The organism is Novosphingobium sp. MMS21-SN21R (assembly GCF_031846015.1).
Classification (GTDB): domain Bacteria; phylum Pseudomonadota; class Alphaproteobacteria; order Sphingomonadales; family Sphingomonadaceae; genus Novosphingobium.
The window spans coordinates 655,749-678,517 of the sequence record NZ_JAVRDU010000001.1; the positions used below are offsets into that span (position 1 = coordinate 655,749).

Annotated in this window: 20 protein-coding genes and 1 riboswitch; of the genes, 17 read left to right on the forward strand and 3 right to left on the reverse strand. The window is 63.8% G+C overall.

The features are described 5' to 3' along the window. The 3 genes from petA to lgt all read right to left on the reverse strand — a co-directional run bounded on the left by petA (position 1) and on the right by lgt (position 2,801). Entirely contained in the window at positions 1 to 564 is a 564-nt protein-coding gene (petA, locus tag RM192_RS03115) for a ubiquinol-cytochrome c reductase iron-sulfur subunit (RefSeq protein ID WP_311506122.1), read from the reverse strand. A 267-nt stretch (positions 565 to 831) separates the two neighbouring features. Then, entirely contained in the window at positions 832 to 1,875 is a 1,044-nt protein-coding gene (locus RM192_RS03120) for an SAM-dependent methyltransferase (protein WP_311506123.1), read from the reverse strand. After that, the gene (gene lgt / locus RM192_RS03125) at positions 1,872 to 2,801 is read right to left on the reverse strand and encodes a prolipoprotein diacylglyceryl transferase (RefSeq protein WP_311506124.1); all 930 of its coding nucleotides are present in this window, start codon (positions 2,799 to 2,801) and stop codon (positions 1,872 to 1,874) included. Before lgt ends, RM192_RS03120 begins: the two co-directional genes overlap by 4 nt. Positions 2,802 to 2,956: 155 nt before the next feature. On the opposite strand from lgt, the gene RM192_RS03130 reads away from it, so the two are divergent. From RM192_RS03130 to RM192_RS03210, 17 genes are all read left to right on the forward strand, one after another. Continuing rightward, positions 2,957 to 4,669 (forward strand): class I adenylate-forming enzyme family protein, encoded by a 1,713-nt coding sequence (locus tag RM192_RS03130; protein WP_311506125.1) that lies wholly within the window; start codon positions 2,957 to 2,959, stop codon positions 4,667 to 4,669. Positions 4,670 to 4,716: 47 nt separating this feature from the next. Further along, entirely contained in the window at positions 4,717 to 7,461 is a 2,745-nt protein-coding gene (locus tag RM192_RS03135; protein ID WP_311506126.1) for a [protein-PII] uridylyltransferase, read from the forward strand. Between the two features lie 44 nt (positions 7,462 to 7,505). Next, positions 7,506 to 8,066, forward strand: a complete 561-nt coding sequence (locus RM192_RS03140; RefSeq protein ID WP_311506127.1) for a YqgE/AlgH family protein — start codon at positions 7,506 to 7,508, stop codon at positions 8,064 to 8,066. Between the two features lie 34 nt (positions 8,067 to 8,100). Beyond that, a riboswitch (SAM-I-IV-variant riboswitch) is annotated at positions 8,101 to 8,242 on the forward strand. 48 nt (positions 8,243 to 8,290) lie between these two features. Next, positions 8,291 to 9,199: a homoserine O-succinyltransferase gene (gene metA / locus RM192_RS03145; protein WP_311506128.1), complete on the forward strand. Its 909-nt coding sequence runs from the start codon at positions 8,291 to 8,293 to the stop codon at positions 9,197 to 9,199. 123 nt (positions 9,200 to 9,322) lie between these two features. Beyond that, a complete protein-coding gene (rpmI, locus tag RM192_RS03150; protein ID WP_054107898.1) occupies positions 9,323 to 9,526 on the forward strand; it encodes a 50S ribosomal protein L35 in 204 nt (67 codons plus the stop codon). Positions 9,527 to 9,539: 13 nt separating this feature from the next. Then, positions 9,540 to 9,902, forward strand: a complete 363-nt coding sequence (rplT, locus tag RM192_RS03155; protein ID WP_311506129.1) for a 50S ribosomal protein L20 — start codon at positions 9,540 to 9,542, stop codon at positions 9,900 to 9,902. A gap of 177 nt (positions 9,903 to 10,079) precedes the next feature. After that, entirely contained in the window at positions 10,080 to 10,940 is an 861-nt protein-coding gene (locus tag RM192_RS03160) for a helix-turn-helix domain-containing protein (protein ID WP_311506130.1), read from the forward strand. A 46-nt stretch (positions 10,941 to 10,986) separates the two neighbouring features. Next, positions 10,987 to 12,087, forward strand: coding sequence for a phenylalanine--tRNA ligase subunit alpha (gene pheS / locus RM192_RS03165; protein WP_311506131.1), 1,101 nt, complete (start codon positions 10,987 to 10,989; stop codon positions 12,085 to 12,087). After that, on the forward strand, positions 12,084 to 14,474 hold the full coding sequence (gene pheT / locus RM192_RS03170) for a phenylalanine--tRNA ligase subunit beta (RefSeq protein ID WP_311506132.1): 2,391 nt from the start codon (positions 12,084 to 12,086) through the stop codon (positions 14,472 to 14,474). The genes pheS and pheT overlap by 4 nt, the downstream gene beginning before the upstream one ends. A gap of 2 nt (positions 14,475 to 14,476) precedes the next feature. Next, positions 14,477 to 15,370, forward strand: coding sequence for an aldose 1-epimerase family protein (locus tag RM192_RS03175; RefSeq protein WP_311506133.1), 894 nt, complete (start codon positions 14,477 to 14,479; stop codon positions 15,368 to 15,370). Between the two features lie 11 nt (positions 15,371 to 15,381). After that, positions 15,382 to 16,914: a peptide chain release factor 3 gene (locus RM192_RS03180; RefSeq protein WP_311506134.1), complete on the forward strand. Its 1,533-nt coding sequence runs from the start codon at positions 15,382 to 15,384 to the stop codon at positions 16,912 to 16,914. Positions 16,915 to 16,961: 47 nt separating this feature from the next. Beyond that, the gene (locus tag RM192_RS03185; protein WP_311506135.1) at positions 16,962 to 17,834 is read left to right on the forward strand and encodes an alpha/beta hydrolase; all 873 of its coding nucleotides are present in this window, start codon (positions 16,962 to 16,964) and stop codon (positions 17,832 to 17,834) included. A 19-nt stretch (positions 17,835 to 17,853) separates the two neighbouring features. Further along, positions 17,854 to 18,567, forward strand: coding sequence for an endonuclease/exonuclease/phosphatase family protein (locus tag RM192_RS03190; RefSeq protein WP_311506136.1), 714 nt, complete (start codon positions 17,854 to 17,856; stop codon positions 18,565 to 18,567). A gap of 197 nt (positions 18,568 to 18,764) precedes the next feature. Next, a complete protein-coding gene (locus tag RM192_RS03195) occupies positions 18,765 to 19,103 on the forward strand; it encodes a P-II family nitrogen regulator (RefSeq protein ID WP_054107869.1) in 339 nt (112 codons plus the stop codon). Between the two features lie 35 nt (positions 19,104 to 19,138). Next, positions 19,139 to 20,557: an ammonium transporter gene (locus RM192_RS03200; RefSeq protein ID WP_311506137.1), complete on the forward strand. Its 1,419-nt coding sequence runs from the start codon at positions 19,139 to 19,141 to the stop codon at positions 20,555 to 20,557. A 186-nt stretch (positions 20,558 to 20,743) separates the two neighbouring features. Beyond that, positions 20,744 to 21,844, forward strand: coding sequence for a histidinol-phosphate transaminase (locus tag RM192_RS03205; RefSeq protein ID WP_311506138.1), 1,101 nt, complete (start codon positions 20,744 to 20,746; stop codon positions 21,842 to 21,844). Then, the gene (locus RM192_RS03210) at positions 21,841 to 22,767 is read left to right on the forward strand and encodes a prephenate/arogenate dehydrogenase family protein (RefSeq protein ID WP_311506139.1); all 927 of its coding nucleotides are present in this window, start codon (positions 21,841 to 21,843) and stop codon (positions 22,765 to 22,767) included. The genes RM192_RS03205 and RM192_RS03210 overlap by 4 nt, the downstream gene beginning before the upstream one ends. The last annotated feature ends 2 nt before the right edge of the window (positions 22,768 to 22,769 follow it).

Here is a 22,769-nt window from a genome sequence, read left to right on the forward strand (position 1 = left end):
TCAGCCGATCTTCACGACAGTGTCGGAAGAGAATTCATAGGTAGGCACCTCGAGGTTCTTCGGTGCCGGGCCTTTGCGGATGCGCGCTGCGGTATCGTAGGACGAACCGTGGCACGGGCAGAAATAACCGCCGAACTCACCCTTCACTTCGCCTTCACCGGCGCCGAGCGGCACGCAGCCGAGGTGGGTACAGACGCCCATCGTGATGAGCCAGTTGGTCTTGCCTTCCTTGGTGCGCTCTTCCAGCGACTGCGGATCGCGCAGGCTGGAGACATCGACCTTCTCGGCCTCGGCGATTTCCACCGGGGTGAGGTTGCGGATGAACACCGGCTGCTTGCGGAACACGGCCTTGATCGCCTGTCCCGGCTGGATCGCCGAGATATCGATCTCGGTCGAGCTTTCTGCCAGGACGTCCGCCGAAGGCGCCATCTGACTTACCAGCGGAAGAATGACGGCAGCGCCGCCCACACCCGCAAAACTCACCGCCGCGATATTGATGAAATCGCGCCGGCGCACGCCCTCTTCGGGTACTACCGAAGTGTCGATGCTCGCCTCATCAGCCATTGAAATTCCCTGCCTGCTGCCGCCGCGCGCGCGGATCGCACGCGGTCCAACTTGCCCCTTTGATACGTACCCGGAAAACCCGCATGGGAATGCCCGAGTCGCACGGGAGCCGGGCAGGCGCAAACGCGCCATGCCAGCCCCCACTTGGCGCGCCTGATAGACGCAAAGCTACGGCTTTGCCAACAGGCATTTTGGTATGGGAAACATGGCGGATTCCCGCGGCTTTCTGCCACCTTTGCGGGCGCGTGGGCCGAAAAGGGGGATTCGCTAGAATCCCGCACCTTCGGGCCAGGCGGCAGAGGCAAGGCCCATGACCTTGAACAGCACGCCCATCTGGCCTTCGGCGGTCAGCCGCTCCAGAGCGGCGCGGATTGCGGCGGCATGGGCGGGGGCGAAGTCGGCCAACGCCTGCGCGCGCGCCTCTATGCCCAGCGCCCTGAGCCAACGACCTTGCTCGGTCGTGCCCAGCCAGCGCACGCCGCGTGATTGCGCGATTGGAGCCAGCACGGAGAAATCGACGTGTGCGGTGAGATCCGCCTCGCCGGGGCTGGCAAACACATCGACCTTGCGGTGTTCGCGCACGGCCTGGAGCGAGGAGCCGAAGCGCGGCTCTGCATGGCCGTAGTCGAAGAACAGCGCTGCGCCGCCTTGTGCTGCGAGGCGCCCCGATACTTCATAGAGGACGGCGGCGGAGGCGGGAGACGTTTCGAGAATTGTGCCTTCTGGCGCTTCGCGCAACGCGGGCGGGACCGCCGGGTCCATCGGCTGCGAGCCGGCGATGGGCAGGAGGCGGCCATTCTCGCTGCCCACCATGCGTTCGCGCCAGCCATCGGCCGTGCGGACCATTTGGCGCACGGGCAGGGCATCGAGAAACTCGTTGGCGACGATCAGCAGCGGGCCGTCAGTGGGCAGGGTGGACAAGTCGGCGTGCCACTGCGCCTGCGCGTGGAGTTCGAGCTGGAGCGATTTCAGCGCCATGCTCGTCTCGACGAAATGGATGCGCGGGGTGAGGCCGTAGCGGCGGGCGGCTCCCAGCGCATCGCGCGCCAGCGTGCCGCGTCCGGGGCCGAGTTCGGCGTAGTGGACCGGGTCGGGACGCCCTGCACGAATCCACACGTCGGCCATCCACAGGCCGATCAGTTCGCCGAACATCTGGCTGATTTCAGGCGCGGTGATGAAATCGCCGCTGGCGCCGAAAGGATCGCGGCTGGAATAATAGCGTGCGTTCGATTCGGACATGTAGTGCGAGATGCTGATCGGCCCGGTGTTGTCGATCAGCCGTATGAAGGTTTCGAGCAGCGGGGTTGTCACGCGGCGAGAGATCCCGTGCTGGCTCCGCCTCCGGCCGCGGACAGCGGCTTGCGGATCAAGGCGCGCAGCAGGAAGAACAAGCCGACCGCCATCATCGGGATGGTCAGCCACTGGCCCATCGACAGCCCGGTGCGCAAGGCGAAGTCCTGCAACTGGGCGTCGGGTTCGCGGAAGAATTCCACGGTGAAACGCGCCAGTGCATAGCCGAAGGTGAAGGTGCCGACGAGCAGGCCGGGACGCCAGCGCGCTTTGGTCTTCCAGAACAGGAGCAGCAGGACCACGGCCAGCACGAGGCCTTCGAGTGCGGCTTCATAGAGCTGGCTGGGGTGGCGGGCAATCGGGCCGCCGCCGGGGAAGATCATCGCCCAGGCGACACCCGCTCCGGCCTCGCGGCCCCAAAGTTCACCATTCATGAAGTTGGCGAGGCGTCCGAAGAGCAGGCCGAAAGGCACGCAGACCGCGATGTAATCGCACAGGCGCACGAAATTCAGCTGCCCGCGCCAGGCGACCCAGGCGATGGCCAGGACCGTGCCGATCAGGCCGCCGTGGAAGCTCATCCCGCCTTCCCACAGCTTTATGAGGTTTTGTGGGTGGGTGAGCAGTTCGGGTGCGTAGAAGATGGCATAGCCGACACGGCCGCCGAGGATGATGCCTAGCGTGGCATAAAAGAACAGGTCATCGGCATGGCGCTGCGCCATCGGTGAGCCGGGTTGGCGGATCATCTTCGACAGGTGCCAGTAGCCCAGGATGATGCCCGCGAGATAGGCCAGCGAATACCACTTGAGCGCGAAGAAGCCGAGATCGAGCGCGATCGGTGAGACGCCGAGATCTTCCCAGCGAATCGGGCTGGAAACCGCCGCCGAAGCCACGCTTGCGGCAGCGGACGCTACGGCAAGGGGCGTCGCTGTTGACAGTAGTGACAGCAAGTGGCGAACTCCCTACAAACTTCTGAATGGACCCGTTTCCGTGCTGCAAATCGCGCCCTTTGGGGTAGCCTATTGGCACAGGGCGAAGGCCGCAGGCAAACCCGAAAAGGCGCACACTGCGATGCGTCACCGGGCCGGGAGACTGAAAGGACGACATGAAGACCGAGCTGGACCTTGCCATGGACCGCACATTCGCGGCGTTGACCGCCGAGGGCGGGATGTTCCACACGGTTCCGATCCAGCGGTTCGGGCGCGAACTGCCGATGATCGCCGCGGCGCCGCCGCACCTGCCCGCCTACTTTGCCCATTTCGCAGCAGCGCAGGGCGACAAGACCTTCATCGTCGATGGTGACCTGCGCCTGAGTTTCGCCGAAGTCTATGCCGCCGCGCGCCACGTTGCAGGCGGGCTGGTCGAAGGTCTGGGCCTGCGGAAGGGCGACCGGGTGGGCCTTGCCGCGCGCAATTCGGCCAACTGGGCGATCGCCTACATGGGGATCCTGATGGCGGGCGGCTGCGCTACCTTGCTCAACGGCTGGTGGCAGGGTGAGGAACTTGCCAGCGGCATCGATCTGGTCGGGTGCCGCTACCTGATCGCCGATGGTGCGCGGGCGAAGCGGCTCGACGGACATGTCCATGGCGCCACGCTGCTGCCGATGGCGCACGATTGCGACTATACGCTGGGGCTGGGGGCGTTGCTGGCGGATGGTGGCGGCGCGGCCACGCCCCTGCCCGACCTGACCGGCGACGATCTGGCGACAGTGCTGTTCACTTCGGGATCGACCGGCGTGGCCAAGGGCGCCTATTCCGATCATCGCGGCGTGGTGCAAGGCACGATGAACTACGCTGCGCAGACGGTCGCCATGCTCGGCATCCTGACGGCGCGCGGCGAGGCTCCGCCCGCAGGAGTCCAGCCGACCACGCTGGTCAATGTGCCGCTGTTTCATGTAACCGGCGAAATTCCGGTGTTCCTCCAGTCGTTCGCGCTGGGGCGCAAGCTGGTGCTGATGGCCAAGTGGGACGCCGCCGAGGCGATGCGTCTGATCGAGGCCGAGAAGGTCACCTACTTTGTCGGCGTGCCGCTGATGAGCTTCGAAATCGCGACTCACCCGGACCGCAACAAGTACGATCTTTCGACCTGCGTTTCGTTTGCCGCAGGGGGCGCGCCGCGCCCGGTCGAGCATGTCGACCGCATTCGCAAAGCACTGCCCCACGCTTTCCCGCTGATCGGCTACGGCCTGACCGAGACAAACGCGGTGGGCTGCGGCAATCTCAACGAGAACTATCTGGCCAAGCCCGGCAGCACTGGCACGGCATCGCGTCCGCTGGTTGATCTCGCCATCATTGACGATGCGGGCACGTCCCTGCCGCAAGGCGCGGTGGGTGAAGTTGCGATTCGCTCGATCGCCAATTTTCTTGGTTACTGGAACAACGAAAAGGCGACGCGCGAGGCGATCACGCCTGACGGCTATTTCCGCACCGGCGATCTCGGCTATCTGGACGAGGAAGGCTATCTGTTCATCGTCGACCGCAAGAAGGACGTGATCATCCGCGGGGGCGAGAACATCAGTTGCATCGAGGTGGAAGATGCAATTTACACCCACCCATGCGTGGGTGAGGCCAGTGTGTTCGGCTTGCCCGACGAGAAGTTCGGTGAAGTTCCGGCGGCGGTCTATCTTGCCAAGGAAGACTGTTCGGCGACGGCGGAAGAATTGCGCGAATTTCTGAAAGAGCACATCGCTCCGTTCAAGATCCCGGTGCAGTTCTGGGAGGTTCACGAACCTCTGCCCCGGCTGGGGACGGAGAAAGTGGACAAGCGGTCTTTGCGCGAACGTTACACCATGGAATGGCTTGCCAGGCAGTCTGCCTGATTTCACTTGGTATTGGACGGTAACGCGCGAGAGTCTAAAGGGGGAGCATGACGCTTCCCCGGATTGCCAACCAGCGTGCCATCGTTGACCGCCGCGCGCTTGCCGACGCGGTTGCGGCTGCCTTTGCCGAACAGGGCGAGAAATCGCGGCCCGTGGTGGTCGAACTGCTGCGGCAGGCGCTCGATTCGGGGCGTGCCGAAATTGCGCGCAGGCTGGAGGCCAAGCCCTCAGCCGGTTATGAATGTGCGCAGGGCCAGGCGTTTCTCGTCGATCAACTGGTCCGGGTAATCTATGATCACATCGTCGGGCGGGTTTACCGCGCGAGCAACCGGTCCACCGGAGAGCGCATCGCGATTCTCGCAGTTGGTGGATACGGGCGCGGCGAGATGGCGCCGCATTCGGACGTCGATATCGCCTTCGTCACGCCGATCAAGCCCACCTCATGGTGTGAGCAGGTGATCGAGGCGATGCTCTATTACCTGTGGGATCTTGGGCTCAAGGTAGGCCAGTCGAGCCGTTCGCTCGACGAGGTCGTGCGCATGGCCAAAAGCGACCTTACGATCCGCACTGCGCTGCTCGAAGGGCGCTATGTCTGGGGCGACCGCAACCTTTATGAGGAAGCCTCGCGCCGGTTCTGGGCCGAGGTGGTCACCGGCACGGAAAAGCAGTTCGTTGCCGAGAAGCTGGAAGAGCGCAACCAGCGCCACAAGAAGCTGGGCGACAGCCGCTATGTCGTCGAGCCAAATGTGAAAGAGGGCAAGGGTGGTCTGCGCGATCTGCACACGCTCTACTGGATCGGCAAATATATCCACAAGGTGCGCGATGCCTCGGAACTGGTCGATGTCGGCCTGCTGACTGCGGAGGAATATCGCGCGTTCCGCCGGGCCGAGAACTTCTTCTGGGCGGTGCGCAGCCACCTGCACACCCTGACCAACCGCGCCGAAGACCGCCTCACCTTCGACATGCAGCGCGAAGTGGCGATGCGGATGAACTTTGCCGACCGGCCGGGCAAGAGCGCGGTCGAGCGGTTCATGCAGTACTTCTTCTTGCAGGCCAAGCAGGTGGGATCGCTGACGGGTGTGTTTCTCGCGCAACTGGACGGGCAGTTCGCTGGGAACAAACGCGGCTTCTTTGCCGCGCTGCGCAGCCGCCGGCGCAAGAAGGTCGGTCCGTTCGTGATCGATGCTGGCAAACTCGCGGTGCCTTCGGACGAAACTTTCCGCGAAGATCCGGTGCGGCTGGTCGAGTTGTTCGCTTGCGCTGCTGCCGAAAAGGTCGAGATCCATCCCGAGACGATGCGCAACGCGCGGCGCGATGCGGTGCTGATCGACGCTGGGGTGCGCAAGGACCCGCGCGCCAACGCGCTGTTCCTTGATGTGCTGACCAGCCGCAACGATCCCGAGACGGTGCTGCGCTGGATGAACGAGGCGGGCGTGTTCGGGCGGTTCGTGCCCGATTTCGGCCGCGTGATCGCGCAGATGCAGTTCGACATGTACCACCACTACACGGTGGACGAGCATACGATCCGCGCGATCGGGTTGCTCGCGCTGATCGAAAAGGGCGAGGCCAAGGAAGATCACCCGCTGGCCAGTGAAGTGATCTCGAAGATCGCGTCGCGCCGAGTGCTCTATGTCGCCACGCTGCTGCACGATATCGCCAAGGGGCGGCGCGGCGATCATTCGGTGCTGGGCGCCGAAGTGGCGATGAAGCTGTGCCCGCGGCTGGGCATGTCGGCGGCCGAGACCGAACTCGTCGCCTGGCTGGTGCGCTGGCACCTGCTGATGAGCGCCACGGCGTTCAAGCGCGATCTGGCCGACTACAAGACCATCGCCGACTTCGTGAACACAGTGCAGAGTCAGGAGCGTCTTCGCCTGCTGCTGGTGCTGACCATCGTCGATATCCGCGCGGTGGGGCCAGGCGTGTGGAATTCATGGAAACGGCAGTTGCTGGGCGATCTGTTCTCCTCTGCCGAAGAAATGCTGCGGTTGGGCCACAAGACCCATGGCCGCGCCGAGCGCATCATCGCGAAGAAGAAGGCGGTCGGTGCCTTGCTCAAGGAGCGCGACGCGCTCATTGGCACGGTGGGCAAGCAGTTGGGCGATGCCTACTGGATTGCCGAGCCCGAGGACATCATCGCGCTCAACCTGCAGCAGATGGACACCGCGCTGGGTGAGCCGCTTTCGGTAGAGGCGCACTGGTATCCGGCGCGAGGGGCAACGCTGGTCACCGTCCTGGCCGCCGACCATCCTGGGCTGTTCTACCGCATCGCAGGCGGCATCCACCTGGCGGGCGGCAACATCATCGACGCGCGCATCCATACCGCGCGCAACGGCACGGCAGTGGACAACTTCCTCGTCCAGGACCCTTTGGGCAGGCCCCTTAACGAGGCAACGCAGATCGCGCGGCTGAAGAACGCGATTGCCGATGCGCTGGCCAACCGGGTGAAGCTGGTGCCGCAACTCATGGCGCGACCTTTGGCGCGTCCGCGCGCGGATGCCTTCGACGTGCGCCCGATCGTGATTTTCGACAACAAGGCCTCGAACCGCTTCACCGTGATCGAGGTGGGCGCGCGTGATCGTCCTGCGCTGCTTAACCGGCTGGCGAGGGCGCTGTTCGAGGCGCGTCTGGTGGTCCATTCGGCACATATCGCCACGTATGGTGAGCGTGCGGTCGATACGTTCTATGTCACCGACGTGCTCGGCGAGAAGGTCGACAACGACATTCGCATGAGGGCGGTGGAAAAGAAGCTGCTGGAGGCCGCCGAGGATCGCAAGGTCAAGGTGGCGGCCTAAGGACATCTCGCAATTGCGAGATGTCATGCTTATCTTGGCTGTTGATGAGCGAAGCTGAATATCTTGGCGGCAGGCTGCTGCTAGCCATGCCCGGAATGGGCGATCCGCGATTCGATCACGCGGTGATCGCAATGTGCGTGCACGATGAGCACGGCGCGCTGGGCATCGGCGTAGGGCAGGTGCGTGACGACATCACGCTGCACAAACTGCTGGAAGACATCGGTATCGATCCCGGCGTTGCGCCCGATATGCCGGTGCTGAACGGCGGGCCGGTAGAGCCTGCGCGCGGCTTCGTGCTCCATTCGGACGATTGGGGCGGGGAGGGCAGCGTTGCGGTGAACCCCCTGTGCCAGCTTTCGGCTTCGCTCGATGTGTTGCGCGCGATTGCCGAGGGGCGCGGCCCCAGCAAGTATCTCGTCGCGCTCGGCTATGCCGGGTGGGGCGCAGGCCAGTTGGAAGGCGAGATGCGGCGCCACGGCTGGCATGCTGCGCAAGGACGGCCAGAAGTGCTGTTTTCGACGCCGACCGGCAGGCGCTGGACTCAGGCGTGGAAACGCGAGGGCATCGATCCCTCGCATCTGTCAGGGCAAACCGGCAGCGCGTAATGGTTGCATCGAGCCTGCGATGCACTTAGATAGCGGCCTACATCGAGAGTTGGAGTGACGCTCCAACGCCAACCTGCCTTTCCGGGCAAGGTGGCGCCCGACGCGGGAAACCGACCAGAAATTGGCCGGAAAACCGAGAAGGGGATGTGGCCGATCCGGCAATTATTCGGACACTGGCGCAGGCGTCTTCTCCACTCAGATTTTGAGAGAAAGACCAACACGCCGTGCCGATCAGGATTTCCGACAACCTCCCCGCCCGCAGGACATTGGAAGCCGAGGGCGTGATCGTGATGGGCGAGACCGAAGCCGCGCGGCAGGATATTCGCCCGATCCGCATCGCGCTGCTTAACCTGATGCCCGACAAGATCACCACCGAGACGCAGATCGCGCGTCTGCTCGGCGCAACCCCGCTGCAGGTGGAATTGGAGCTGGTGCGCATATCGGATCACGTTAGCAAGAACACCTCGGCCGGACACTTGTCGGAGTTCTATCGTCCATGGGAGGACGTGAAAGCCGAGAAGTTCGACGGCTTGATCGTGACCGGCGCGCCGGTGGAGACTATGGCCTTCGAGGACGTGACTTATTGGGACGAGCTGCGGCGGATTTTCGACTGGTCGCAGAGCCATGTCCACCGCACGCTGGCGGTGTGCTGGGGCGCGATGGCGGCGCTGCATCACTTCCACGGGGTGGGCAAGCACGAGTTGCCGGCCAAGGCGTCGGGCGTGTTCCGGCACCTGAACCGCGCGCCTGCCAACCCGCTCATGCGCGGGCTTCCTGATGTGTTCGATGTGCCCGTGTCGCGCTGGAGCGAGGTGCGCCGCGAGGACCTGCCCGAGGGGCATGGCCTCAGCGTGCTGGCGGAAAGCCCCGAGACGGGCCTGTGCCTGATCGACGATCCGGCGCAGCGCACGCTGCACATGTTCAACCATCTGGAGTACGACACGCTGACCCTGGCGGGCGAGTATGCGCGGGATGAGGGCGGATACCTGCCCCGGCATTACTTTCCCGGCGATGATCCGCAGGCGCAGCCGGCCAATACATGGCGCGGCCACGGCCATCTGCTGTTCGGAAACTGGATCAACGAGGCTTATCAGACGACCGCATTTGATCTGGCAGATATCGGAAAATCGTGACTCCGCTTGCCTTTCGCGGTGGCTTCACTTAACGGCGCCCGTTCAACCGACACGGATTCGATGATCGGCCTGGCCACAAGGGCTGCCAAGGCGGATCGGACGCGTCGTAATCAGGAGACGAAAATGCCCAAGATGAAGACGAAGAGCGGCGTGAAAAAGCGCTTCAAGCTCACCGCCACCGGCAAGGTGAAGCACGGTGTGGCTGGCAAGCGCCACCGCCTGATGAGCCATAACGCCAAGTACATCCGGCAGAACCGCGGCACTGACGTGATCTCCGACGCTGATGCGCGGACGATCAAGAAGTGGGCGCCCTACGGGCTGAACTGAGGAGCGCTGACTTATGAGCCGTATCAAACGTGGTGTTACCACCCGTGCAAAGCACAAGCGGATTCTGGATCAGGCGAAGGGCTATCGTGGCCGTCGCAAGAACACCATCCGCGTCGCCCGCCAGGCCGTCGAAAAGGCCGGGCAGTATGCCTATCGTGACCGCAAGGTAAAGAAGCGCAGCTTCCGCGCCCTGTGGATCCAGCGCATCAACGCTGCCGTTCGCGAAGAAGGTCTCACCTATTCGCAGTTCATCCACGGCACCAAGCTTGCCGGGCTGGAACTGGACCGCAAGACGATGGCCGACCTCGCCATGAACGAAGGCGCCATCTTCACCACGGTTATCGCGCAGGCCAAGGCAGCCCTTCCGGCCGCCTGATCCTTACCGATCGCAAGACACGAAAAGGGGTGGCTCCAGCGGGAGCCACCCCTTTTTTCGTTGCGCCTGCACGGGCTGCGCGGCAGTGTGCGGGAACGGCAAAGATGAAAAAATGTTAATTCCGCAGAAGAGTTAAACAGGGGCGCGCAAAACTTGACCGAGGGCTGTAATGTCCGGGTGCGATTCTATCGGCCGCCTGAGCGGCTGAGCCGCTATTTCACGACCTTCTACCTGACCGAGATCGACGTGCCCGGCGGTGGCCGCGTGACGGACCGGTTGCATCCCGAATGGGCGAACCTGCGGGTCTGCCGCGGGGATTATCCAGATTCCGAACTTCCGGGCCAGCCCCACTTCGGCGGTGTCGCTGCAAACTTTACCGGGCCGACCAGCACGACTCTGCGCTTTACCGTCGGCAGCGCGCGGATCTGGGGCGTGGGCTTCTTGCCGCTGGGCTGGGCGCGGTTTCTGAACGTTCAGGCCAACCGCTATGCCGACCGCATCTTTGCGGTGGATACCGAGCCGTTTCTTGAGAGTTTCCGGCCGCTTGCATGCGGGGTCTTTGGCGAGACCGCGGATGAAGCTGCCGAATTGCAACGGATTACCGATTACTTTTCGCGTGCTCTCGATTCCAGCAGCGAGGGAGACGATCCGCGTATCGTTGCGGTCCATGCCGCACTGATGGACCCGGACGTTTCCAGCGTGAGCGAGATGGCCGAGGCGGCGCACTTGCCCGCGCACACGCTGGAGCGGATCTGCGCCCGGCACTTCGGATTTACGCCGCGCCTGTTGTTGCGCCGCCAGCGCTTCATGCGCAGTCTGGTGCAATATATGCTCGATCCATCGCTGCACTGGATCGGGGCGATGGACGGGCATTATCACGATCAGGCGCAATTCGTGCGCGACTTCCACCGGTTTATGGGCACCAGCCCGACCGAGTATGCCGCCAGCCCCAAACCCGTGCTGGAAGCGGTGATGCGCGCGCGGCAGGAATTCATGGGCAGCGCGGTGCAGGCGCTCGACGCACCGACACGCAGATAAGCAGCAGACTTTTCAACCGGGCCGTTTGCCGCTAGCGGCTTCGCGCATGGAACAGCTCGATCAACAGCAGGATGAGGCGCTCGCCGCCATTGCCGACGCGACCACACCCGAGGCCGTAGAGGCGATCCGCGTCGCGGCGCTAGGCAAGCAGGGATGGGTGAGCGCATTGCTCAAGTCTCTGGGCGGAATGACGCCAGAGGAGCGCACCAGCCAAGGTCCGAAAATTCAGGCCGTGCGCGAAGCGGTTACATCGGCCCTTGCGGCGCGCAAGGGCGCGCTGGAAGGTGCGGCGCTTGAAGCGCGGCTGGCGTCCGAGACGATCGACCTTTCGCTGCCCGCGCCGGAAATGCCGCGCGGTTCAGTCCACCCGGTGTCACAGGTGATGGACGAATTGGCCGAAATCTTCGCCGACATGGGCTTTGCCGTGGCGAGCGGGCCAGAGATCGAGGACGACTGGCACAACTTCACTGCGCTCAACATGCCGGAAACGCATCCGGCGCGCGCGATGCACGATACGTTCTATTTCCCGGACAAGGACGGCGAAGGGCGCTCGATGCTGCTGCGCACGCACACTTCGCCCGTGCAGATCCGCACGATGCTGAAAGAGGGCGCACCCTTGCGGATCATCGCGCCGGGCCGCGTGTACCGTTCGGATTCGGACGCGACGCATACGCCGATGTTCCACCAGATCGAAGGTCTGGTGATCGACAAGGGTATTCACCTCGGCCACCTGAAGTGGACGCTGGAGACCTTCCTGAAGGCGTTCTTCGAGCGCGAGGACATCGTCCTGCGTCTGCGCCCCAGCTACTTCCCGTTCACCGAGCCGTCAGTGGAAGTGGACGTCGGCTATACCTTGGTGAACGGCAAGCGCGTGGTGGGTGGTAGCGGCGATGCGGCGGACGGCGGGTGGATGGAAGTGCTGGGGTCGGGCATGGTCAACCGCAAGGTGATCGAGTTCGGCGGGCTTGATCCTGACGAATGGCAGGGCTTCGCCTTCGGCACCGGCGTCGACCGGCTCGCCATGCTGAAATACGGTCTCGATGATCTGCGCGCCTTCTTCGATGGCGATGCACGGTGGCTGGGCCACTACGGTTTCGGTGCGCTCGACGTGCCGACCCTTTCCGGCGGTGTTGGAGTACGTTCGTGAAGTTCTCGCTCTCGTGGTTGCGCTCGGTCCTCGATACGAAGGCCGATGCGAAACTTATCGCCGAAAAGCTTACCTCGCTTGGGCTGGAAATCGAAGGTGTCGAAGATGCCTCGGCTGCGCTGACCAAGTTCCGCGTCGCTCGCGTGCTGAGCGCGGACAAGCATCCACAGGCGGACAAGCTGCAGGTGCTGTCGGTCGATCTGGGTGAGGCCGCGCCACTACAGGTGGTGTGTGGCGCGCCCAATGCGCGTGCCGGCCTTGTTGGCGTGCTGGGCGTGGCGGGCGCGGTGGTTCCGTCCAATGGCATGGTCTTGCGCAATTCGGCTATTCGCGGAGTCGAATCGAACGGCATGATGTGTTCGACCCGCGAGCTGTGCCTGGGCGAGGATCACGACGGGATCATCGAACTGCCAGCGGACGCGCCGGTCGGCACCAGCTTTGCCGACTACATTGGGTCGGACCCGGTGTTCGACGTGGCGATCACGCCTAATCGTCCGGATTGCATGGGCGTTTACGGTATCGCGCGCGATCTGGCGGCGGCGGGGCTTGGCGTGTTGAAGCCGATTGCGGCGGCGCCGGTAGCGGGAAGCTTTGCTTGCCCGGTCGAAGTGCGCACCGATGATGCCGAAGGTTGCCCGGCATTCTATGGCCGCGTCATTCGCGGGGTGAAGAACGGCCCTAGCCCGAAGTGGATGCAGGATTTCCTCAAGTCTGCAGGACAGCGGCCGATCTCCGCGCTGGTGGACGTCACCAACTTCGTGATGCTCGGCTATGGCCGCCCGGCGCATGCCTATGATCTTGCCAAGCTTTCCGGCGCGGTTGTGGCGCGCAAGGCTGCTGCTGGCGAGAAGGTCACGGCGCTCAACGGCAAGGAATATGCGCTTGAGCCGTGGATGACGGTGATTGCGGACGATGCGGGCGTGCACGACATTGCCGGCATCATGGGCGGCGAGCATTCGGGCTGCGACGACACGACGGCCGATGTGCTGCTGGAAGTGGCCTATTTCGATCCGGCCTCGATTGCGCGGACCGGACAGGCGCTGGCGCTGGCATCGGATGCGCGCGGACGGTTCGAGCGCGGGGTGGACCCGGCGTTCCTCGATACCGGCATGGACCTGCTGACTGCTCTGATCCTTGAGATTTGCGGCGGCGAGGCATCGGAAGTCGTGCGCGCGGGGCAGCCGCCTCTGGCGCGCAAGACCATTGCTTATGATCCGGCGCTGGCGGGACGGCTTGGCGGGGTCGATGTGGCGGGCGGGGAGCAGAAGCGCATTCTGGCCGCGCTCGGTTTCGCCGTGGCGGCCGACTGGACCGTAACCGTGCCGACATGGCGCCCGGACGTGGACGGCGCGCCCGACATCGTCGAGGAAGTGATCCGCGTACACGGACTGGATGCTGTGCCTTCGACGCCGCTTCCGCGCGCAGATGGCGTGGCCAAACCCACTGCAACGGCGGCGCAGATGCTCGAGCGCCGGGTGCGCCGTGCGGCTGCGGCGCGCGGACTGCACGAGGCGGTAACGTGGTCGTTCCTGCCCGAGGCGGAAGCCGCGCATTTCGCCGATGGTGAAGCGCTGTGGACGCTGGCCAATCCGATTTCTGAAGACCTCAAGACCATGCGGCCTTCGCTGCTGCCGGGGCTGCTGTCTGCGGTGAAGCGCAATCTGGATCGCGGAGCCGCTTCGGTGCGGTTGTTCGAGATCGGGCGGCGCTATCTGCGCGGTGCTGGTGGCGCGAGCGACGAGAAGCTGAGCCTCGCCGTGGTGCTGGCGGGCGAGAAGGTCGCGCGCGGCTGGGCCTCGGGCAAGGCAGCGGCATTCGATGCGTTCGATGCCAAGGCCGAGGCGCTGGCGCTGCTGGCCGAAGCAGGCGCTCCGGTCGATAACCTTCAGGTCATGGGCGAAGCAGGGGCGCAGTTCCATCCGGGGCAGTCGGCCACGCTTCGGCTGGGGCCGAAGACCGTGCTGGCGCGGTTCGGTGTGCTGCATCCGGCGACTGCGAAGGCGTTCGATATCGGCGCGCCGGTCGTGGTGCTGGAACTGTTCCTCGACCGGATTCCGGCAAAGAAGGGCGCGGGCGCCTTTGCCCGTCCGCACTTTGCACCGCCGCCGCTACAGGCCGTCACGCGCGACTTTGCGTTTCTCGTTTCGGCCGATGTGGCGGCGGGCGATCTGTTGCGCTCGGTCAAGGGGGCGGACAAGTCCAACATCGTCGCGGCCCGGGTGTTCGATGACTTCCGGGGCGCGGGCGTGCCCGAGGGGCAGAAGAGCCTGGCCATCGAAGTGACGCTGCAGCCGGTCGAGAAGTCCTATGACGAAGCCGCCTTGAAGGCGATTGCCGACAAGGTCGTTGCGGCAGCGGCCAAGCAGGGCGCAAGCTTGCGCGGATGAAAATGGGCGAATTCAGCGACGGACTGATCTCGATCAGCAGCGGGGGCCTGACTGCGCGGATCAATCCGCTCGGGGCTGAGTTGTGGTCGCTGACGGATTCGCAGGGTCGCGAGTACATGACCGATGCCGACCCGGCGTTCTGGGGCGGGCATGCGCCGCTGCTGTTTCCGATCGTGGGATCGTTGAGCGGTGACGTGTTGCGGCTGGACGGCGCGGCCTATCCCATGCCGCGTCACGGCTTTGCGCGCCGCAGCGTGTTTGCGCCGGTTCAGGTCGAAGCAGGGCAGGCGCGGTTCCGGCTGACCGATTCGCCCGATACGCGCGCGGTTTATCCGTTCGGGTTCGTTCTGGAAGTGACATTCCGGGTGGAGGGCATGACGCTGTTCACCGAGGCGAGCGTGACCAATCCGAACGCGGGCGTGCTGCCGTTCAGCTTCGGCTATCACCCAGCGTTTGCCTGGCCGCTTCCCGGCGGGGCGGACAAGGCGGCGCACAAGCTGGTTTTCGAGGCAGAAGAACCGCAGGACGTTCGCCGCGTAGCGCGCGATACCGGGCTGCTGCTCGATGCAGGCGAGCCGACGCCGGTCAGGGCGCGCGAACTCGAGCTGTCCGAAGACCTGTTCCGCGCCGATGCGATGATCTGGGACGATCTTGCCAGCCGCTCGCTTTCATATGGCGCGGATGACGGGGCCTGGCTCGACATCGCCTTTCCCGATACGCCATCGCTTGGCGTGTGGCAGGTACCGGGCGGGCGCTATATCTGCATCGAGCCATGGGCTGGCCATGCCGACCCCGAACACTTCGCCGGAGATTTCCGCGAAAAGCCAGGCGTGGTGCTGCTGGAACCCGGCGCAACGCGCAGCTTCCGCATGGACGTAAGCGTTCGTCCCGTTTAGGGGCCAACCCCATGTCCAATCGCCGCACCTTCGCCATCATTTCCCATCCCGACGCCGGTAAAACGACGCTGACCGAGAAGCTGCTGCTTCAGGGCGGCGCGATTCATCTTGCGGGCGAGGTCAAGGCGCGCGGGCAGGCGCGGCGTGCGCGGTCGGACTGGATGAAGATCGAGCAGCAGCGCGGGATTTCCGTGACGTCCTCGGTGATGACCTTCCAGAAGGACGGCATCGTCTTCAATCTGCTCGATACGCCGGGCCACGAGGACTTCTCCGAGGACACCTATCGCACGCTGACGGCAGTCGATTCGGCGATCATGGTGATCGACGCGGCCAAGGGCATCGAGCCGCAGACGCGCAAGCTGTTCGAGGTGTGCCGGTTGCGCTCGGTCCCGATCATCACGTTCGTCAACAAGGTGGACCGCGAGGGCCGCTCGGTGTTCGAAACGCTGGATGAAGTGGCTGACGCGCTGGCGCTCGACGTGGTTCCGATGTCGTGGCCGATCGGCATGGGCGGCATTTTCCAGGGCGTGATGAGCTTTGCCGACGAAACCATCGCGCGGCCCGAGGGCGACAGCCGCGAGTTTCTGGGCAAGATTGAATCTGCGCCCTATGCCTCTGGCGCCATTCCCGCGGATATTGCCGAGGAGATCGAGCTGGCACGGGCTGGCTATCCGGAGTTCGATCTGGAGGCCTATCGCAATGGCGACCTGACGCCGGTCTACTTCGGATCGGCACTCAAGAACTTCGGCGTGATCGACCTGATCGAGGCGATTGCCAGTTTCGCGCCACCGCCGCGCCCGCAATCGTCGAATCAGGGCACGATCGATCCCGAGCGCGCGGACGTGACCGGGTTCATCTTCAAGGTGCAGGCCAACATGGACCCGCAGCACCGTGACCGCATCGCCTTCATGCGCATGGTCTCGGGCACGTTCCGGCGCGGCATGAAGCTGACGCCTTCGGGCCTTGGCAAGCCGATTGCGGTCCATTCGCCGATCCTGTTCTTCGCGCAGGACCGCGAGATTGCCGATACGGCCGAGGCGGGCGATATCATCGGCATTCCCAACCACGGCACCTTGCGCGTGGGCGATACTCTGTCGGAACGCAACGACGTGCGTTTTACCGGGCTGCCCAACTTCGCGCCCGAAATCCTGCGGCGCGTTGCGCTCAAGGATCCGACCAAGACCAAGCAGCTGCGCAAGGCATTGGACGACCTTTCGGAAGAGGGCGTGATCCAGGTGTTTTACCCGGAGATCGGTTCACAATGGATCGTCGGCGTGGTCGGGCAGTTGCAGCTTGACGTGCTGATTTCTCGGCTGGAAGCGGAATACAAGGTCGAGGCCGTGCTGGAAGCATCGCCGTTCGATACCGCACGCTGGCTCAAAGGCAGCGATACGGCGCTGAAATCGTTCACGGATTTCAATATGTCCAACCTTGCCAAGGATCGAGACGGGGACCCGGTGTTCATGGCAAGATCGTCGTGGGACGTCAGCTACCAGCAGGAGCGCAATCCCGAGCTGGTCTTTTCGGCTACCAAAGAAAGGTAAGTCATACGGGGTTGAAACCGGCGGGCATCGGGCGCAGTTAGCCCTCCATGCAGTTGCTCGGTCCCACCTCGAACACGTTCATCTCGCAACGCCTGCGGCTCCATTATGTGGACTGGGGTAATACCGACAAGCCGCCGCTGTTGCTGGTGCACGGCGGGCGGGACCACTGCCGTTCGTGGGACTGGACTGCCGAGGCTCTGCGCGAAGACTGGCACGTCATCGCATTCGACCACCGGGGACATGGTGACAGCCAGTGGACATCGGACGGCAATTACCGGACGATGGATCTCGTCTATGACGTGGCCCAACTGATCCACCAGCTCGATCTGGCGCCGGTAACGATCGTTGCCCATTCGTGGGGCGCTAACACCAGCCTGCGCTATGCCGGCCTTTTCCCGGAAAACGTGCGCAAGATCGTGGCGATCGAGGGGCTGTTCCCGACGCCGGAGCGCGAGGCCTTGATCAAGGATGTGCCTTTCGCCCGGCGCGTTCGCGAATTCATTGGCGAAAAGCGGAAAGCCGCAGGCAGATTGCCGCGCCGTTATGCCAGCCTCGAAGATGCCTACGCCCGCATGAAGGGGGAGAACCCCTATCTGACTGACGGGCAGGCGCGGCACCTGACCATTCACGGTATCACGCGCAACGAGGACGGGACGTTCAGCTGGAAGTTCGACCCGCATCTCAATGTCGACGGCGCACCCTATGATATCAGCACTGATCAGCGTAACGATCTGTGGAAGGCGATCACTTGCCCGACGCTATTGCTCAACGGCGCGGATTCGTGGGCTGGCAATCCGGACAGGAACGGGCTGGCCGCGAATTTCCGCAACGCCGAAGTGGTCGAATTTGCCGACGCCGGGCACTGGCTGCACCATGACCAGTTCGAAAAGTTCGTCGCAACGCTGAAGGATTTCCTCTGAACGGCGTGAAGCTCCCTGCATGAAGCTCAAGGTCGCCAGCTACAACATCCACAAGGGCGTCGGGCTTGACCGGCGGCGCGATCCCGAGCGCATCCTGACCGTCTTGCGTGAGATCGATGCCGATGTGATTGCCTTGCAGGAGGCCGACCGTCGCTATGGTCTGCGCGAAGCGGTGATCCCGCGCGCGGCGCTTGACGATCACAGCCCTTGGGCTGCGGTCGAGCCGGGGCATTACGACAGTGCGCGCACGGCTTCGAGCATGGGCTGGCACGGCAATGCCCTGCTGGTGCGGCGTGGTATCGAGCTGATCGGGGCCTGCGCCGTGCCTTTGCCTACCATCGAGCCGCGCGGGGCAGTCTGCGTAAGCCTGCGGGTGGGCGGGCAGGTGGTGCGGGTGATCGGCATGCATCTTGACCTGTCGGGTCTGCGACGCCGTGCGCAAGTCGAGGCGGTCTGCGCGCATATCGCCGGTCACGACGAGCAGGGGCATGCGGTGATGATGGGCGATCTCAACGAATGGTCGGCGGCGGGTGGGGCGCTGGCCGCGTTTCGTGCGCCGTTGCGGGTTTTGACGCCGGGCCGCAGCTTTCCCTCGCGCCGTCCGCTGGCGCAACTTGACCGGATCGTGGTGAGCGAAGGGCTGCAAGTCGACGGCGTGGGTGTGCATCACAGCGCCTTGGCGGCGGTGGGATCAGATCATCTGCCAGTCTGGGCTAATCTGCGTCTGCCCTGAATCCGGGCACACCCCCTTGCCTAAAATTTAAGCAGAGCGCCAATCCTGCACAAGATTCGAGCGCTCATAACCACCAGATAGCCAGTTTTGTTCCCGTGAACGGCTGATTCCGTATGAATGCGGATTTGGCACGCCCTTTGCTTAACTCTTCAAGCCGGCAGTTCGTCCGGTGCGAAGGGTCGCGAAAGGGGGCATGAATGAAGTTCATCATCGCCATCATCAAGCCGTTCAAGCTCGACGAAGTGCGTGAAGCGCTGTCGGCTTTGGGCGTAGCTGGGATGACGGTGTCGGAGGTGAAGGGTTTTGGTCGGCAAAAAGGCCAGACCGAGATTTACCGCGGCGCTGAATATTCCACCAATATGCTTCCAAAGGTGAAGATCGAGATCGCCGCCAGCGACGACCTCGCGCCGCAGATCGTGGAAACGATCCAGCAGGCCGCCAGCACGGAAGCTATCGGTGACGGCAAGGTGTTCGTTCTCGACCTCGCGTCGGCAACCCGCATCCGCACCGGCGAAACCGGGGACACCGCGCTTTGAGCGGGCTTTCCATTTCCGACCTTAGGGGAACCAACATGATCCGTAAGATGATCGGTGGCTTGGTGGGAACGGGCGCTTCGCTCTTTGCCGCTACGGCTGCCATTGCACAGGAAGGGCCGATCAAGGCGCCTTCGGTTGAACAGATGGCCGGCATGGTCGACAAGGGCGATACGACCTGGATGCTTGTAAGCTCCGTGCTCGTCCTTCTGATGAGCGTTCCTGCTCTCGCACTTTTCTACGGCGGTCTTGTCCGCACCAAGAACATGCTCAGCGTGCTGATGCAGGTGTTCATGATCGTTTCGGTCGCAGCACTCGTCTGGGTGAGTTGGGGCTATTCGATGGCCTTCACCAGCGGTGGACCGTTCATCGGCGGGTTCTCGAAGGTCTTCCTGATGGGCGTGGATGCCACGACCTACGCGGCAACCTTCTCGAATAACGTCTACATTCCCGAATATGCTTTCGTCATCTTCCAGATGACCTTCGCCTGCATCACGCCGGCGCTTATCGTCGGCGCATTCGCGGAACGCGTGAAGTTCAGCGCCCTGATGGTGTTCACCGTCCTGTGGCTGACCTGCATCTACTTCCCGATGGCACACATGGTATGGTACTGGGCTGGTCCGGACTTCCTGGCTGATGCTCCGACCGATGCCGGTTACCTGTGGGCAATGGGCGCGCTCGATTTCGCCGGTGGCACTGTCGTTCACATCAACGCTGGTATCGCAGGCCTCGTCGGCTGCATCATGATCGGCAAGCGCATCGGCTTCGGCAAGGAAGCCACTCCGCCGCACTCGCTGACCATGACCATGATCGGCGCTTCGCTGCTGTGGGTGGGCTGGTTCGGCTTCAACGCTGGTTCCAACCTCGAAGCCAACGGCGTGACCGCTGTCGCCTTCATCAACACCTTCGTCGCCACCGCTGCCGCCGCCGTCTCCTGGGCGATCGTCGAACAGCTTCACCACGGCAAGCCTTCGATGCTGGGTGCTGCAACGGGTGCCGTCGCCGGTCTCGTTGCCATCACGCCGGCCTCGGGTCTCGGCGCGCCGATGACCTCGATTGTCCTTGGCTTCGTGGTTTCGCCGATCTGCTACTTCTTCGTCAGCACGGTGAAGAACAAGCTGAAGTACGACGATACGCTCGACGTGTTCGGCGTGCACTGCATCGGCGGCATCGTCGGCGCCATCGCCACGGGCATTGTTGCGGCTCCGTCGCTCGGTGGCCAAGGCGTGTTCGACTACACCGTGTTCCCTGCCGGCTTCGACGCAGACAGCTACAACATGGCCGGACAGGTCTGGACCCAGACCAAGGCTGTGATCATCACGCTGCTCTTCTCGGGTATCGGCTCAGCGATCCTCTTCTTCATCGTCGACAAGGTCATGGGCCTGCGTCCTACCGAAGAAGCCGAGCGTGAAGGCCTCGACATCTCCGAGCACGGAGAGCGCGCCTACAACTACTAAGTTTACCGAATTGGCGGAGTGGGGGAAACCAGATCCTCTCCCTCTCATCCCTCACTCCGCCAAACCATGTTCCTCCTGCGAACAGACTCAAGGCCGGAAGCGCTAGCCCGCTTCCGGCCCTTTTTTTGTTTGCGATCCGGGGTTCGCTTGCCGGAAACCGACGCAATCATTAAGGCGCGAGCCATTATGGCAAACGCTCCCAAGCCCAAGGACTGGATCCTCGGCATTCACGCATATGTCCCCGGCAAATCTGTCGGGGCCGATGGCAAGGTGCTGACCAAGCTTTCCGCCAACGAGAACCCTTTGGGTTCCAGCGCCGCTGCACTTGAGGCGCGCGGCCATGCGGGCGATCCTGCGCGCTATCCCGATCCAGACAGCGTGGAATTACGCCGGGCAATCGGTGAGGTCCACGGCATCGATCCCAGGCGGATCGTGATGGGCACGGGCTCTGACGAACTGCTCAATCTGGCGGCACAGGCCTATGCCGGGCCGGGCGATGAAGTGCTCTATGTGCGCTATGGCTTCTCGGTCTACGACATTGCCGCGCGGCGCTGCGGCGCGGTGCCGGTGGTGGCGCCCGACGCCGATTACGGCACCGACGTGGACGCGCTTCTAGCCTGTGTGACTGAGCGGACGCAGGTGGTATTCCTCGCCAATCCCAACAATCCCACCGGAAGCTGGCTGCCCCGTGCCGAAATCGCGCGGCTGCACGCCGGTTTGCGTCCCGACATCCTGCTGGTGCTCGACGGGGCCTATGCCGAATATCTCGATCCAGAGCATGACGACGGCGCGCTGGAACTGGCAGCCTCTGCGGCCAACGTGCTGGTCACGCGGACGTTGTCGAAGATCTACGGCCTTGCGGGCGAGCGCATCGGCTGGGGCACCGGCCACGCCGATGTGGTGGACATGCTCAACCGCATTCGCGGGCCTTTCAACGTATCACTGAGCGGACAGGCGACCGGGCTTGCCGCCGTGCGCGATCAGGCGTTCGTCGAGGCCTCGCGCCGCCACAATGCCGAGCAGCGCGCGCGGTTCGTCGAAAAGCTGGAGGCACTGGGCAACCATGGCGTGCGCCCGCTGCCGAGCCAGGCCAACTTCGTGCTGATCCTGTTCGAGGGCAAGCTGAGCGCGGAAGCAGTGTACCTTGGCCTGATGGATCACGGCTACATCACACGCTGGCTGCCGGGGCAGGGACTGCCGCAGGGCTTGCGCATCACCATCGGCACGGCGGCGCAGATGGACGAGATTGCAGATGCGATCCGCACTATGTGTGAGGCCGCAAAGTGAGCGAAGCAGCGTTCAGGCAGGTCACGATTGTTGGCCTCGGGCTTCTGGGCGGGTCGATCGGCCGTGCGGTGCAGGCGCATCTGCCGGGCGTGACGGTGGTTGGCTTCGATGCCGATGCCGCTGTGCGTGCAAAGGCGCGCGAACTGGGCCTTGCGCACACAGTGGCTGAAAAAGCGGCGGAGGCAGCGCAAGGGTCGGACCTTGTAATTCTGTGCGTGCCGGTCGGTGCGATGGGTGATGCCGCGCGCGCGCTTGCGCCGGGATTGTCGCAGGACGCCGTGATCAGCGATGTCGGCTCGTCCAAGGGATCGGTTGCGCGGGCGCTCGCCGAAGCGCTGCCGGGGCATCACGTAATCCCTGCACACCCGGTTGCAGGCACTGAGCGGAGCGGGCCAGAGGCGGGCTTTTCCTCGCTGTTCCACAACCGCTGGTGCATCGTCACTCCGCCGGCCGACGCCGACGCCGCCCAAGTGGCGCGGCTGGTGGCGTTCTGGGAGGCGCTGGGCGCGCGGGTCGAGACGATGGAGCCGGATCACCACGATCTCGTGCTTGCCGTCACCAGCCACCTGCCGCACCTCATCGCCTACACCATAGTCGGCACCGCCTCTGACCTTGAGGAGGTCACGCAGAGCGAGGTGATCAAGTATTCCGCAGGCGGCTTCCGCGATTTCACCCGCATTGCCGCATCAGATCCGACGATGTGGCGCGACGTATTCCTGTCAAACCGCGACGCCGTGTTGGAAATGCTCCAGCGCTTCACCGAAGACCTGACCGAATTGCAAAAGGCGATCCGCAAGGGCGACGGCGACACGCTGTTCGACCACTTCGCCCGCACCCGCGCCATCCGCCGGGGGATCATCGAAATGGGTCAGGACGACGCGCGACCAGACTTCGGCCGTTCGGACCATGGCGGCAGCAAGTAGCG

What these genes read in the sequence shown, in the direction of transcription:
- petA (WP_311506122.1), bottom strand. Translation starts at nt 564, where the DNA reads ATGGCTGATGAGGCGAGCATCGACACTTCGGTAGTACCCGAAGAGGGC.
- RM192_RS03130 (WP_311506125.1), top strand. Translation starts at nt 2,957, where the DNA reads ATGAAGACCGAGCTGGACCTTGCCATGGACCGCACATTCGCGGCGTTG.
- RM192_RS03135 (WP_311506126.1), top strand. Translation starts at nt 4,717, where the DNA reads ATGACGCTTCCCCGGATTGCCAACCAGCGTGCCATCGTTGACCGCCGC.
- RM192_RS03140 (WP_311506127.1), top strand. Translation starts at nt 7,506, where the DNA reads ATGAGCGAAGCTGAATATCTTGGCGGCAGGCTGCTGCTAGCCATGCCC.
- rpmI (WP_054107898.1), top strand. Translation starts at nt 9,323, where the DNA reads ATGCCCAAGATGAAGACGAAGAGCGGCGTGAAAAAGCGCTTCAAGCTC.
- rplT (WP_311506129.1), top strand. Translation starts at nt 9,540, where the DNA reads ATGAGCCGTATCAAACGTGGTGTTACCACCCGTGCAAAGCACAAGCGG.
- pheS (WP_311506131.1), top strand. Translation starts at nt 10,987, where the DNA reads ATGGAACAGCTCGATCAACAGCAGGATGAGGCGCTCGCCGCCATTGCC.
- RM192_RS03175 (WP_311506133.1), top strand. Translation starts at nt 14,477, where the DNA reads ATGGGCGAATTCAGCGACGGACTGATCTCGATCAGCAGCGGGGGCCTG.
- RM192_RS03180 (WP_311506134.1), top strand. Translation starts at nt 15,382, where the DNA reads ATGTCCAATCGCCGCACCTTCGCCATCATTTCCCATCCCGACGCCGGT.
- RM192_RS03185 (WP_311506135.1), top strand. Translation starts at nt 16,962, where the DNA reads ATGCAGTTGCTCGGTCCCACCTCGAACACGTTCATCTCGCAACGCCTG.
- RM192_RS03190 (WP_311506136.1), top strand. Translation starts at nt 17,854, where the DNA reads ATGAAGCTCAAGGTCGCCAGCTACAACATCCACAAGGGCGTCGGGCTT.
- RM192_RS03195 (WP_054107869.1), top strand. Translation starts at nt 18,765, where the DNA reads ATGAAGTTCATCATCGCCATCATCAAGCCGTTCAAGCTCGACGAAGTG.
- RM192_RS03200 (WP_311506137.1), top strand. Translation starts at nt 19,139, where the DNA reads ATGATCCGTAAGATGATCGGTGGCTTGGTGGGAACGGGCGCTTCGCTC.
- RM192_RS03205 (WP_311506138.1), top strand. Translation starts at nt 20,744, where the DNA reads ATGGCAAACGCTCCCAAGCCCAAGGACTGGATCCTCGGCATTCACGCA.